The following is a 14381-nucleotide window of genomic DNA, read 5'->3' on the forward strand; positions in this document are numbered from 1 at the left end:
GTCCGTCAGAGTAAATTGCGAAGATAGGTCAGTGAATCCTGATAAGCCTGTGCCGGATTTTCTGCCCGCACACGGCATTCGAAGACGATATAGCCGTCGTAACCATCTTCTTTCAGTTGCTGAAATGCGCGACCAAAATCAATACTGCCGCTGCCAGGCTGGTAACGGTGATTGTCAGCAATGTGGACGTGGCCGAGCAGATCACGTTGCTGATGGAATGCAGCGCTGAGGCAGTCCTCCTCAATGTTCATATGGTAAAAGTCGCCGATGATTTTGACGTGCTCAAGCGCGCCTTCTTCGATATAACGGCGTGCCTCTGCCAACGTGTTTATCATGTGATCCTGATAGCGGTTCAGCGGCTCCAGATACACCGTAGTGCCGGTGCGTCTGGCCACATTTTCCAGCTCCCGCAGGGATGAGCTGACTGCCAGACGGTCGCCCGCCTGACTGCGCGGCGAGGTCATCGGCGGCAGGCGGTAGGTAAACATGCCCCAGGCGGCGGGCACGATGATCCCTTTACCGCCGGCCTGCGAAAGCGCTTCCAGAATCGCCGTGATTTGCTGCACCCCGTTCAGACGACGCTCTTCAATGAAATCGCCGATCCAACCCTCATAGCCGCCGCAGGCAGTGATCACCGGCAGGCCGGTTTCAGCAATGGCGGCTTTCACGTCGTCAAGATGGTTCACCAGCAATTTACCGTCGATCTCAAAGCCGTCGAAACCCATTGCCTTGATAAATTTGAATTTCTCCAGAATATTTTCCGGGAAGAACGCCTGATTTTGTGTACCGATTTTCATGTCTAAGTCCTTTTAGAAAGTGATGCCGAGTTTGATGCTCTGATCAGGATGTTGATCGACGTATTTCATGTAGCTTTCCGCGCTGTTGCTGAACGTGACCACCGGGTCGATCAGGTCTTCACAGTTCAGGTAGCCGTTCATCAGCAGTTCCCAGCAGGCGTCTTCGATGCGTTTACGGCTCCAGCGGGGATAGTCAGGATTGGGTTCGCTACATGCGCGGGAAAAGATGATTTTGGCGTTGTTGAAGTGGGCTTCCCGCCCGAGGTTAAAGCCTTCGGCGAAAGGTTTGGCAAAGGCGACATAAGATATAGTGCCGCCGTAAGCGATGCCGCGCAGCGCCGCCTGCAACGCCTGGGCGTTGCCGCTGGTTTCGATAATGACGTCAGCACCCAGCTTGCCGGTGAGCTTTTTAATTTCCAGTCCGATGTCAGTGCCGATCGGATTAAACACCGCATCCGCGCCGTTTTTCAGTGCAATCTCCCCGCGTTTTTCCAGCGGATCAACGCCAATCACGATGCTCGCACCGGCCTTTTTCGCCAGTTGCACCGCAATTTGCCCGATGGCACCCAGCCCGACAATCACCACGAAATCCCCTACGCGGACATTGCCGTCGCGCACACCGCTCATGGCAAACTGTGCCGGGTCATAACAGACAGCGTTTTTCCATGAGGCACCGGCGGGCATTTTGCGTAATTTGTAATTGTTCACGGCGTTGACGATCACCGTTTCGCTCAGCGGTCCGTAGGTACAGACATCATCACCCAACGCGTAATCCGTCACCTCGTCGCCCCTTTCGCAGACGGTGCCCACCACCATGTTGCCGAGCTGGAAGTCGCCGAACACAATACCCCGCGGCGCATCTGCCGGACGCGGCACAAACATGCCCCATTCAGCAGAAAATTCTTCGTCGATAAACGGGCTGACGCCGCGAAAATCTACCACTTCGGTGCCGTGTTTCGGTGCGCCAAATTTCACGCGAATTTTGACTTCATGCGCCGCGACCGGGCGGTCCGCATAATCCATCAGTTCAGCCACGCGCGGCTGGGTTGCGACCAGTTTTTTCATCGGATATTCCTTCATCTTTCATCAGTAAATTTAATGGGTTACGTCAGCCTTTTACGCCGCCGTCGGTAAGATTGCCTTTGATAAAGCGCTCAGACAGTGCATACATCAGCACCACCGGCAGCGCGGTCACCAGCGAGGCGGCCATCATTCTTCCCCAGACATAATCCGGTGTACTGAACAGCGTGTTCAGGCCGACAGGCAGGGTGAAATTGGCCGAGCTGGAAAGGAAAATAGAGGCGAAGAGATAGTCATTCCACGCCACCATAAAACAGTACACAAATACCGAAATGATGCCCGAGATCGCCAGCGGCACGGTGATGTAGAAAATGATTTGCAGCCGGTTGAGGCCGTCCATCATTGCCGCTTCTTCAATATCGTGAGGAATGGTGTCGAAGTAACTTTTCAGCATAAACACCGCAGTCGGTAACGTCTGGACCACCATGGTGATCACCAGTGCAGTCGTGGTGTCGTAGAGTCCCAGTGCCGATATGATTTTAAACAGCGGTACCACCAGCAAAATGCCGGAAAACATGTAGACGGTATAAAAGCTGGCATTGATGGTGACGCGCCCTTTAAAACGCAGCCGCGACAACGCATAAGCGCCAAGGATGCCGAAAAACACGGCGATCACAGAGGCCAGCACCGACACGGTCAGGCTGTTTTTAAAATAACTGAGGAACGGGAAAATCTGCGGGTTGAAAATGTCCACGTAATGGTGGAAATCCCACGCCTGCGGGAACAGCGTCGGATGGCGGGAAATCGCCTCTTTGCTGCTTTTGAACGAGGTCATCAGCATGATGAAAAAAGGAAATAACATCACCCCCAGAAAAATCAGCAGGCTGACATAAAAGCCCGCTTTGCGCAGGATCTTGCGGTTAGTTGCTGCCATTGATATTCACCCGTTTTCTGGCAAGAAGAATCACGATAAAGATCAGGGCAAACAGCACCATGGATATGGCAGCGGCTTTGCCTAAATCATTAAAAGCAAAGGCGGTTTTATAGAGATACACGCCCAGAATATTGACCTTGTTGGTCAGCAGATAGACGTCAGCAAACATGTAGAACATCCAGATCGCGCGCAGCGTGACCACCGTTGCCAGTACCGGCATGATGGCGGGCAGCGTGACGATGCGGAATTTCTGCCAGGCATTGGCACCGTCCATACCTGCGGCTTCGTACAAGGATTTATCGACGGTCTGCAAAATCGCCAGAAATGAGATAAAGGCATAGGGGAAGTAGCGCCAGATGGCGAACAACACCACCAGAATAAAACTACTGACCGGGTTGTCGAACCACAGCGGGGCATCTCTGAACAGGTGCAACATGTCAGCCCCGATCACATTCACAATGCCGTAGCCATTGTTGAACATGTATTTCCAGGCGAATACCAGCGAAATGGAAGGCGTGACGTAGGACAATATCACCAGCGAACGCGCCGTTTTGCGAAAGCGGAACTGACGGTTAAAAAACAGCGCGACGCCCAGCCCCAGCCCGGTGCTGCCCGCGACGACCAGCGCGGTGTACCAGAATGTCACCCACAGCGAATGATAAAAGCCCGGGTCACTGAGAATGCTGAGGTAGTTATCCAGCCCGACAAACCGGTTATCGAGACGCGGATTCAGCGGGATTTGCAGAAAACTGATCTGAATATTCGACAGCATCGGATACGCCACCAGCAGCCCCAGCAAAAGGATGCTAGGGGCGAGCAGGAGCAGCGCAAACCGACCGTCAGAATGGTTAAATTTACGTAATTTCATCATCTTCCCTGAGAGTTCAGGCTCCTGCGTTTAGCGTTTTTGCATCAGTGTTTCGATACGCTTTTGCCCTTCCGCCAGCGACTGCTGCGGATCCTTCTTCCCGACGGTCACGCTATTGAGCATTTCGCTGAGTACTGCGGAGCCTGTGATATCGCCCATTGCCGCGAAGTTTTTCTCCCCAACGGAACCGAAGACCTGCACGTTAGCAAACTCGTTCACCAGCATTTGTGGCAGCGTGCCAAATGCCTTAATCACCGGGTTGTTTTGCCAGGTGGCGTTACCGGTCACGCCTTTGGTCACCGGTAACGCGGCACCCGGCGACATCAGCACCCACGCCGTGGCGTTATCCGGTTTTTCGAGGAAGCTCACCCACTGTTTGGCAGCTTCACGTTCAGGCGTATCCAGCCCGTTAGAAATGGTCAGTGAGGTGATGGTGCCGTAAACAGCTTTGGATTTTTCGGTCGGCACGGCAAACCCGAGATCGTCAGCTTTGCCTTCGCTGTATACCGCCGGAAGAATATAAGTGGAGTAAATTGCCATTGGCACCGTGCCGTTCATAAAGGCATCTTTGATTTCCATGACATCATTGGAGCCGGGCATGGAGAAGGTGGCGAGCTGACGGTAATAGGCCAGCGCCTGTTGCATTTCCGGCGTATTCACCGTGATTTGCCCCTGTGCATCAAAGACGTTGGCATTATTGGAAAGCGCAAACTGCGAGAAAGCCTGTTCGGTCAGGACACTTTCAGCAGTCGGTAAGGCGATGCCGTATTTTTTCCGGGCGGGCTGATTAAATGCCGTGGCAATGCGGGTGATATCCTGCCAGTTTTGCGGCGCGGAAAATCCGGCCTCTGACAGTTGTGATTTGTTGTACCAGATCCCCTGTATCCAGCCGTGGATCGGAACGCCGGTATAGTGCTGGCCCTCTTCCGTGCGCACGATGCGTAATACGCCGGGATAAAACTGGTCTGCACCGATGCCGTCGATCACCTGCCTGATGGCATCACGGTCAATCAGTTGTTCCTGATCCATCACTTTGGCGTAATCGTGACTGACTTCGATAACGGCCGGCAGTGCGCCGGTACGGGCCAGCGTAATCACTTTAGTGTTGTAGGCGTCTTCTTCTACCGGCACCGGTTTAATGGTGATCTGCGGATTTTCCTGTTCAAATTGCGCGATCAGCTGATTAATCACCACCTGACGTTCCTGCTCGACCGAAGAATGCATAAACTCAATGGTAACTTGTTGCTCTTTAACATCCTCACAGGCCGATAAACATAATACGGATAAGACTAACGGGGCTATAAGGATATATTTTCTTTTCATTTTTATATTCATGAAGATTTCCTTTTCTAATTTATAGCCAGCCGAAATCACTGGCCTGTGAAATATCAAACCCTTAGGCTATTAAGCATTTAAATAACGACTTCTTTAATGACACAACCAGATATATTGGTAAGCCTTTAATGTTATTTCTCCGTGGCATTCCAAAGAGAGATGGCCAGGTAAAACCTGATAACTCCCCGAAGGGAAATTTATCTGAACAGGTGTTGCGGAAAGGTTGAACAGGCAAACTATTTCTTCGTTACCCTGCCCCCGGGTAAAAGCAAACACACTTTCATGACATTCAATGACACGCATCGGCGCACAAGGATGAAATGCCGTTTGTTCAGTCCGGCAGGCGATTAATTTTTTCAGTTCGCAAAATACCCGTGCACGTAATGAATCAGGTTTCGACAATATCTTTTCAATTTCAGTGACATCATATTTTTGCCGGTTAATTGCCCGGTTATGCCCGGCGATTTCTGCGCCATGAATATCGTTACGTGAACCGAGAATACTTTGAATATACACCGCAGGAACACCGGGGAACGCCAGCAAAATGGCGTGCGCCAGCATGAAGCGCTGCAAACGGATATCATCACCGTCCGCCTGCCGGTTCAGCGCATCCATATAGGTGACGTTGATTTCATACGGACTGGTGCTGCCATCCGGATTATTTTTATACGACACCCGTGCGCCTTCCTGTTGCAGCGCCTCCACCAGCCTGAGGATTTCCGGTTCCGGCAGTAATCCCCGCAACGGATTGAGGCCAATGCCATCATGTGAAGCAAGAAAATTAAAGAAGGTAGTGGCGGGAGTACAGGCATCCAGACCGGCGGCCCAGCGTTTCAGCGTTTCGCCATTTTCACAGTGTATGGCATGCAGAACCAGTGGTGGCAGCGGGAACTGATAGACCATCTGCGCTTCATCATACCCGTTACCGAAGTAACTGATGTTGTCCTGATGCGGCACGTTAGTTTCGGTAATAATCACGGTGCCGGGGGAAACATAATCCACCACAGCGCGGAATAACTTCACCAGTAAGTGCGTTTTGTGCAGATGAATACAGGAGGTGCCGGGTTCTTTCCACATGTAGCCGACCGCATCGAGACGCACATACTCAGCGCCTTCTGCGAGGTATTTCAGCAACACGTCCAGCATATCGCGCAACACGTCAGGATGCGCAAAATTCAGGTCGATCTGATCCGCGCTGAAGGTGGTCCAGACATGGCGGGTTTCGCCATTTTCACAACGGAACGCGGTTAACAGCGGCGACTGTCGGGGGCGGGTCACGCCAGATAAATCACTATCCCCGTTCAGGCTAATAAAATAGTTTTCGTATTTCGGATTACCCGCCAGAAATTGTCTAAACCATTCACTGCTGGCGGAAATATGATTGCACACATAATCAAACATCAGCCGTGAAGATAATCCAAGCTTGCGAACATCTTCCCAGTCCCCCGCCACCGGACTGACTTGCTGATAATCAATTACGGAGAAACCATCATCCGACGAATAAGGATAAAATGGCAGAAGATGCACAATATTAAAAATATCCGCCAGATGACGCTGATAAAAATAATCAAATACGGAGAGTGTTTTTTCTTGTTTGTTTGTGAACTGATCTGCGTAGGTGATCAATACCACATCTTTTTCATCCCATCCCTGTTTGGCAGTATAGGCCATTTCATTTCTGGCAACTTCAATACGTGTAAACAGATCATCTAAAAATACCGGTGACAGTTTCCCGGCATATATGTCTTTCAGTAATCCCTTAATAGCGTCCATGATTCTTCCTTTTCCGTGGGACCGCTCCCACAGAAAAGGAAACTACTCCTGCGTCCGGAAGTTGTCAACGAGGCAAACAGGCCGGAAGAATCAATACAGGGAGAAAAAGAGAATTATTATTGCAATCTGTGAGCAGATTCAAAATAAAGAGGATAAACGAATAAAGGATAAAAAAGCAGGGATTATCCCTGCTTATCCATCTTCTCAACGATCTTCTTCTCGACCTCAAACGGGTCGATACCACGCAGTTGCAGGCGACGGAAACGGATGATGTTAAATCCGTTCATCAACAGAAAACTGCCTTCAATCAGTGAGCCACCAATCGAGCCAAGCCAGATGTTGTGCGCTACCCAGCAACACGTAGAGCACCACATAATGCAGCGGGTTGTCAGTCCGCTGGTACGGAACAGTGCCCAGGTACTGACCACGGTCGCGCCGACGGGCAAGAGTTCCACCCAGTGGTGGGCACGGCTTAGCCCGAGCACCAGCGTCAGAACGATGAAAATCACCATAATCCACTGATTACGGGTACGCAGGGAAATCAGTGTGCGCAGGGAATTGAGTAAGGCGCTCATGCCTGCAGGGGCAGCCCCCATCATCAGAAAATGCACGCCAATAATCGCGCTGTAGGCAGAAAGTTGTTGTTTAAAGCGGCGGTCGCTGCGGTTGAAAAACATTGTGATGCCAACCATAAAGGCCACAACACCCACTGACTGGGCAAACCAGTAATACGTCATTTGTCAGGCGTCTCATACGTGAAATGCTTACGCTGCAAAAGCAAACGGCGCTTCATAATTGAAACGCCGTTTCATTCTAACGAGAAAACTGAATTGTTACAATGTGACACCGCTTTTAAAGATGGCTAATTCGCGGAAATCATTAAGTTCGTTTTTGGCTTTGCGGCCATCAGCGATCGCAACGATCAGATCCACAAATTCACCCAGCAACTGATCCATACTGACATCGTGGATCAGGCGTCCGGCATCAAAATCGATCCAGTGCGGTTTTTTTGCTGCCAGTTCACTGTTGGTGGCCAGTTTCACTGTCGGCACAAAGCCGCCGTAAGGCGTGCCGCGTCCGGTACTGAACAGCACCATATGACAGCCTGCACCGGCCAGCGCACTGGTGGCGACGGCGTCGTTGCCTGGCGCACTGAGCAGATTCAGCCCAGGCATAGTCAGGCGTTCGCCGTATTTGAGTACGTCCACCACCGGGCTTTGGCCCGCTTTTTGGGTACAACCCAGCGATTTTTCTTCCAGCGTGGTGATCCCCCCGGCTTTGTTACCCGGAGACGGGTTCTCATAAATCGGCTGATTATGTTCGATGAAGTATTGTTTGAAATCGTTCACCATGTGAACGGTTTTCTCAAACGTACTTTCATCGCGGCAACGGCTCATCAGGATCCGTTCTGCGCCAAACATTTCAGGCACTTCTGTCAGCACGGAAGTACCACCGTTGGCGATCACATAATCAGAGAAACGCCCCAGCAGCGGGTTAGCCGTGATACCCGACAAGCCATCAGAGCCGCCACATTCCAGCCCGAATTTCAATTCGCTGAGTTTACCGGGCACACGTTTGTCGTCACGCATTACGGCATACAATTCGCGCAGACGTTCCAGACCCGCTTCCACTTCGTCGTCAAATTTTTGCAGCGTCATGAAACGCACACGCTCTTCATCGACTTCGCCCAGCGTTTCACGGAATACGTCCACCTGATTGTTTTCACAACCGAGGCCGATCACCAGCACCGCACCGGCGTTCGGATGGCGTACCATGTTTTGCAGCATCGTACGGGTGTTCACATGGTCATCGCCCAGTTGTGAACAACCAAACGGATGCGTGAACAGGTAAACACCATCGGTGCCTTCCGCATCATTGGTCTCTTTAAGGAAACGTGACTGGATCTGACGCGCGATACCGTTGACGCAACCGACGGTCGGGATCAGCCACAGTTCGTTACGGATCCCCACCTGTCCGTTTTTGCGGCGAAAGATCTGCACATCGCGATCCGCCATTTGTTCCGGCAGGCTGGCGAAGTCCGGCTGATACTGATATTCGTCCAGATCGCTCAGGTTAGTTTTGCCGTTTTGCGAATGGATATGCACACCTGGTTCAATCGCCGTCAGCGCATGCCCGATCGGCAGACCGTATTTCACGATGTTTTCCCCCGCCGCAATCGGGCGCAGAGCAAACTTATGACCACGTGCAACAGGCTGAGGCAACACCACGGTGTAACCGCCTGCTTCGACCTGCTCACCCGCGTCGATATCGCGCAAAGCAACGGCGACGTTATCAGCGGTATGGATTTGAATGATACTTTGCATAGTTGCTCTCTTAGCTGTAAGCCGCCAACGCATCGCGCATGCCACGGTCTTCAATTGACTGCAATTGTTCGGTCACTTTTGCCGTCAGACCCGGCACGGTATTCAGATCACGTCCCCAGTGTTCTTCATCCGCCAGCACGGTCTCGACCAGCCCGGCCAGCGGCAGGCTGCCGTTGCGCACGTTGCCCCAAAGTTCGGAGAAGCGGCTCAGCCAGTGTGCATCGTCCTGCAGCGGATAAATTTCACCGTTACGTTCGCCACGATAAAACGCCAGCAATGCTGCCAGCGCAAACGTCAGGCGCGGCGGCAGGAGCTGATTCTTTTCCTGGCTCGCCAGCAGTTGCGGCAGAATGCGGGTGCGGTATTTGGTCATACCGTTCAGGGCAATCGACAGCAACTGATGCTGGATGAACGGGTTGCGGAAACGGCTGAGTACCGCCTGAGCAAAGGACGTCAGTTCATCCTGCGGCAAATCCAGCACCGGAGAGATTTCCTCGGCGATCGCCAGTTCGACAAAGCGGCTGATTTGCGCATCATTCATCGATTCGCCCACGGTATTCAGCCCTGACAGGAAGGCCACAGGCACCAGTGCAGTGTGCGCGCCGTTAAGGATCGCCACTTTGCGTTCTTTATACGGTTTGATGTCGTCAACCAGGCGGATATTCAGCGGCAGTTTGTCCAGACGCAGTTCCTGAGCGAGACTTTTTGGCCCCTGGATCACGAACAGATAGAAGTGTTCGGCGCTGTCGAAGAAACTGTCCTGATAGCCCAGTTCTTCCTGCAGGCTGTCAACTTCACTGCGCGGATAACCGGTGACGATGCGGTCAACCAGCGTTGAACAGAAGGTGTTGCTGCTTTCCAGCCACTGAGTAAATGCCGCTGGCAACGCCCACTGTTGTGCGTAACGCAGCACCAGTTCCTGCAATGCTTCACCGTTGTAGTCGATCAGTTCACAGGGCAGCAGAACCCAGCCTTTATCAGCCGCACCGGAGAAATGTGTGAAACGTTCGAACAGTAACCGGGTCAGTTTGGCCGGGAAGCTGGCCGGAGGCGTATCGTCCAGACGGTCACTTTCCACATAGCTGATACCCGCTTCAGTGGTGTTAGAGAACACGAAGCGGATATTCGGATCGCGGGCCAGCGCCAGATACTCATCAAACTGATGGTAGATATTAATTTCACGGTTAACGGAGCGGATGATCCGGGTATCACGCACCGTTTGCCCTTGTTCGTTCAGGCCGCTGATGATGGTGGTATACAGGCCATCCTGCGTGCTGAGTGAAGGCGGGAAGTCGGTGTCAATCGGACGAACCACTACGATCCCGGCATCCAGATCGGTATGTTCGTTCAGCAGGTCGATTTGCCAGTCGACAAACGCCCGCAGGAAATTACCTTCACCGAACTGAATAATTTTGTCCGGATGTTGACGGCCAGGGAAGTCACGGCGATTTAACCTTTGCATCTCACATTCACCTTAATTTGCTCAGACTCCGGTCTTTGAGGGCGGGAAAATTGCCCCGTGGCCGTCGTTGTCTATTGGGATAGTTGTTTGTTATTTAAGTATTTATTTTCAGGAGCGCAGGAACCTGCGCTCCGTCGTACTGCTCAGTTCCTGCAGATCAATTCAGTTCAATCTGGAAATACTGTTTCGCATTATCGAAGCAGATGTTTTTTACCATGCTGCCCAGCAGTTCGATGTCTGCCGGTGCTTCGCCATCTTCCACCCAGCGACCGATCATCTGGCACAGAATGCGGCGGAAGTACTCATGACGCGTATAAGACAGGAAACTGCGGCTGTCGGTCAGCATGCCAACGAAACGGCTGAGTAAGCCCAGGTTAGCCAGCTGCGTCATCTGACGTTGCATACCGTCTTTCTGGTCGTTAAACCACCAGCCGGAACCGAACTGCATTTTGCCCGGCATCCCTTCCCCCTGGAAGTTACCGACCATGGTGCCGATCACTTCGTTATCACGCGGGTTCAGGCAATACAGGATAGTTTTTGGCAGGCCACCGGCCAGACCTTGTGCGCCCAGTAATTTAGACAACGGTTCAGCCAGCGGCTGGTCGTTAATCGAGTCAAAACCGACGTCTGCGCCAATCAGCTGGAACATACGGGTATTGTTATTACGCAGCGCGCCAATGTGATATTGCTGTACCCATTCACGACGTTGATATTCAGACGCCAGGTACAGAAGAACGCCGGTTTTGAACTGAGCAATTTCTTGTGCAGTTGGCGTTTCACCACTCAGACGACGGGCCAGAATGCCATCCAGCGTTGCGTCATCCGCTTCACCATAAACCACCACATCCAGCGCATGGTCTGACACTTTGCAACCGTGGGCCGCGAAGTGATCCATACGTTTTTTCAGGGCATCGCGGAGATCGCTGAAACGGGTAATGGACACATCAGCGGCAGCTTCCAGTTTCTTCATGTAATCCACAAAGGTTGCCGCTTCGATGTTGAAAGCTTTGTCCGGGCGCCAGCTTGGCAGCACTTTGATATCAAAAGCGGAATCCAGGGCGACAGCTTTATGATGTTCCAGTGAATCGATAGGATCATCCGTGGTACCGACCATTTTCACGTTCATCTGTTTCATAATGCCGCGGGCAGAAAATGCATCCTGCGCCAGCAATTCATTACCACGTTCCCAGATTTCGCCTGCGGTAGACGGCGAAAGCAGTTTACCGGTGATGCCAAACGGACGGCGCAGCTCAAGGTGAGTCCAGTGATAAAGCGGGTTACCGATAGTGTGAGGAACGGTTGCCGCCCAGGCGTCAAATTTTTCGCGGTCGCTGGCATCACCCGTACACATACGTTCAGGCACACCGTTGGTACGCATTGCGCGCCATTTGTAGTGATCGCCTTTCAGCCAAATGTCATACAGGTTTTTGAATTTGTAGTCCTGCGCAATCAGCTCAGGCGGCAAATGGCAGTGGTAGTCAAAAATGGGCTCATCTTTCGCGTAGTCATGATACAGGCGACGTGCGAATTCAGTGTCGAGAAGGAAGTCTTCCGTTAAAAACTGCGCCATCTTAAGTTCCTCATCATCAATTCTGTAGAGTTATCACTCAATGGTGCGAAGTTATCACACCAATTTAAGCTATCGTCCAGTACTTTTTAACGGACAAAAGCCGCTAAACCGCCTGATTTCATTCCAAAAAAACAAACTAATTCTCTGTAAAACAATGGCTTTATCGCCATCAGGTACTGGTGCTTATTATCCTCACAATCAGAGTGTCATTTTGTGATGTCACTCAAACTTTAAATCTGTATGACAAGTTAATTGATGCCCAATGTAATAAAAGTTCGGTGTTTCTTTAATTACACCTTTCCCTTCAGCCTGCCCCCGCCCGTGCCACAGCGGAGCACCATCACGTAAGGCTCCGGCGACCGGATGCTCATTTGTCGTACGGATTATCTCTCATAAATGAACAAATAAGGTCGTTCATTAACTGTGCGTTTTAAATGTGATCGTTTCGTAAAGTTGTTACACCAATTACGTTTCGATAATCAGATTGTCATTGTTACTGATGGTTCTAAAAGTGTGAAGCTGATCATGCGAAAGGCCACTTTCATTGTAAAATCAAGTAAATAAGTCTGTAGTTAAAAAACTTACGTAACCACACAATATAAATGTGGTTTTGTGATGTCATTCAAATTTTAAATCTGTATGACAAGTTATCTTTGCATCGCCCGGACAAGAGCGTCAGAGATTACCTGCCACGTCCCTTCGCTGTTGCCCGGGCAAAACACTTCCCGGGTGCAGTCATCCCTGGCGAAGCAGTAATTCTGGTGTTCAGGACGTTCATCGGACACTTACGCACAGATAACAATAACGCAGTGCGTAATAACACGGGCAGCTCCCAGTGAAATCATCTGGCGGCCACGTTCCCGAAAATACTTTAAGGAAGCCAGAACCCCACGCTTGTTCAGGTGGTGCGAAATGCGCCCTGACAGCCTGATGTTGTCATCGCCGGATTATTTACTGGGAGAGAGTTAAATGGGTAAGATTAAAGGGTTACGCTGGTACATGATCGCCCTGGTGACATGCGGCACTGTATTAGGTTATTTGACACGTAACGCCATTGCAGCCGCAGCGCCAACGCTGATGAGCCAGTTAAACATCACCACACAGCAATATTCATACATCATCGCCGCCTATTCTGCCTGCTATACCCTGATGCAGCCGGTCGCCGGTTACGTTCTCGACGTCATGGGCACCAAAGTAGGCTATGCCATGTTCGCCATCATGTGGGCAGTCTTCTGTATGGCGACCGCGCTGGCGAGCAGTTGGGGTGGCCTGGCTATCGCCCGCGGTGCCGTCGGTATGGCTGAAGCCGCGATGATCCCTGCCGGCCTGAAAGCCAGCAGTGAATGGTTCCCGGCCAAAGAGCGTTCTATCGCCGTAGGTTACTTCAACGTCGGTTCATCAATCGGCGGGATGATTGCGCCGCCACTGGTCGTCTGGTGTATCGTGATGCACAGCTGGCAACTGGCCTTCATCATTACCGGTGCACTGAGCCTGATCTGGGCGCTGAGCTGGCTGGTCTTCTACAAGCATCCTAAAGATCAGAAGAAACTCAGCACTGAGGAACGTAATTACATTCTGGAAGGTCAGGAAGCACAGCATCAGACCAACAACGGCAAGAAAATGTCTGCCTGGCAGATCCTGCGTAACCGCCAGTTCTGGGGCATCGCGCTGCCACGTTTCCTGGCGGAACCTGCCTGGGGGACGTTCAATGCCTGGATCCCGCTGTTTATGTTCAAAGTGTATGGCTTTAACCTGAAAGAAATCGCGATGTTTGCCTGGATGCCGATGCTGTTTGCAGACCTCGGTTGTATCCTGGGCGGCTATCTGCCACCGTTATTCCAGAAGTACTTCAAAGTTAACCTGATCGTTTCCCGTAAGCTGGTCGTGACCATGGGGGCGGTTCTGATGATTGGCCCTGGCATGATTGGCCTGTTCACCAGCCCTTACGCCGCTATCGCTTTATTGTGTGTAGGTGGTTTTGCTCACCAGTCACTGTCCGGTGCGCTGATCACTCTGTCTTCTGACGTGTTCGGTCGTAACGAAGTGGCTACCGCCAACGGTCTGACCGGGATGGCAGCCTGGATGGCAAGCACCATGTTTGCTCTGGTGGTCGGTGCGCTGGCCGATACCATCGGTTTCAGCCCGCTGTTTGCGGCCCTTGCTGTCTTCGACCTGCTTGGTGCCATCATCATCTGGACAGTCTTGCAGAACCGTTCTGCTGTAGAACCTGTCCCGGCTCCGCTGAAAACCGCGAAAGCCTGAGTTCTTGTTTGTCAGCCCGGTAAGTATCTTTACCGG

Annotated in this window: 11 protein-coding genes; 1 reads left to right on the forward strand and 10 read right to left on the reverse strand. The window is 51.7% G+C overall.

Annotated features, from left to right (window positions below):
* Window positions 1-5: 5 nt before the first annotated feature.
* The 10 genes from J1781_RS19470 to uxaC form a co-directional block, all read right to left on the reverse strand.
* Window positions 6-797: a sugar phosphate isomerase/epimerase family protein gene (locus J1781_RS19470; RefSeq protein WP_217234039.1), complete on the reverse strand. Its 792-nt coding sequence runs from the start codon at window positions 795-797 to the stop codon at window positions 6-8.
* Between the two features lie 12 nt (window positions 798-809).
* Window positions 810-1862, reverse strand: a complete 1053-nt coding sequence (locus J1781_RS19475; RefSeq protein WP_217234041.1) for a D-guloside 3-dehydrogenase — start codon at window positions 1860-1862, stop codon at window positions 810-812.
* Between the two features lie 43 nt (window positions 1863-1905).
* On the reverse strand, window positions 1906-2751 hold the full coding sequence (locus J1781_RS19480) for a carbohydrate ABC transporter permease (protein ID WP_129954678.1): 846 nt from the start codon (window positions 2749-2751) through the stop codon (window positions 1906-1908).
* Window positions 2738-3619 (reverse strand): carbohydrate ABC transporter permease, encoded by an 882-nt coding sequence (locus J1781_RS19485; protein ID WP_129954679.1) that lies wholly within the window; start codon window positions 3617-3619, stop codon window positions 2738-2740. The genes J1781_RS19480 and J1781_RS19485 overlap by 14 nt, the downstream gene beginning before the upstream one ends.
* Before the next feature lie 30 nt (window positions 3620-3649).
* Complete coding sequence (locus tag J1781_RS19490) at window positions 3650-4942, reverse strand: ABC transporter substrate-binding protein (RefSeq protein WP_217157861.1); 1293 nt, start codon at window positions 4940-4942, stop codon at window positions 3650-3652.
* Between the two features lie 105 nt (window positions 4943-5047).
* On the reverse strand, window positions 5048-6727 hold the full coding sequence (locus J1781_RS19495) for an alpha-amylase family glycosyl hydrolase (RefSeq protein WP_217234042.1): 1680 nt from the start codon (window positions 6725-6727) through the stop codon (window positions 5048-5050).
* Between the two features lie 182 nt (window positions 6728-6909).
* Complete coding sequence (locus tag J1781_RS19500) at window positions 6910-7464, reverse strand: YgjV family protein (RefSeq protein ID WP_129954682.1); 555 nt, start codon at window positions 7462-7464, stop codon at window positions 6910-6912.
* 96 nt (window positions 7465-7560) lie between these two features.
* Complete coding sequence (locus J1781_RS19505; protein ID WP_129954683.1) at window positions 7561-9051, reverse strand: UxaA family hydrolase; 1491 nt, start codon at window positions 9049-9051, stop codon at window positions 7561-7563.
* A 10-nt stretch (window positions 9052-9061) separates the two neighbouring features.
* Entirely contained in the window at window positions 9062-10513 is a 1452-nt protein-coding gene (locus J1781_RS19510; RefSeq protein ID WP_217138185.1) for a tagaturonate reductase, read from the reverse strand.
* A 157-nt stretch (window positions 10514-10670) separates the two neighbouring features.
* Window positions 10671-12083 carry a glucuronate isomerase gene (gene uxaC, locus J1781_RS19515; protein ID WP_129954685.1) on the reverse strand — a complete coding sequence of 471 codons (1413 nt, stop codon included), beginning with the start codon at window positions 12081-12083 and terminating at the stop codon, window positions 10671-10673.
* Between the two features lie 969 nt (window positions 12084-13052).
* On the opposite strand from uxaC, the gene J1781_RS19520 reads away from it, so the two are divergent.
* Window positions 13053-14345, forward strand: a complete 1293-nt coding sequence (locus J1781_RS19520) for an MFS transporter (RefSeq protein ID WP_129954686.1) — start codon at window positions 13053-13055, stop codon at window positions 14343-14345.
* The last annotated feature ends 36 nt before the right edge of the window (window positions 14346-14381 follow it).

It is taken from the genome of Rahnella perminowiae (assembly GCF_019049695.1).
Taxonomy (GTDB): Bacteria; Pseudomonadota; Gammaproteobacteria; order Enterobacterales; family Enterobacteriaceae; genus Rahnella; species Rahnella perminowiae.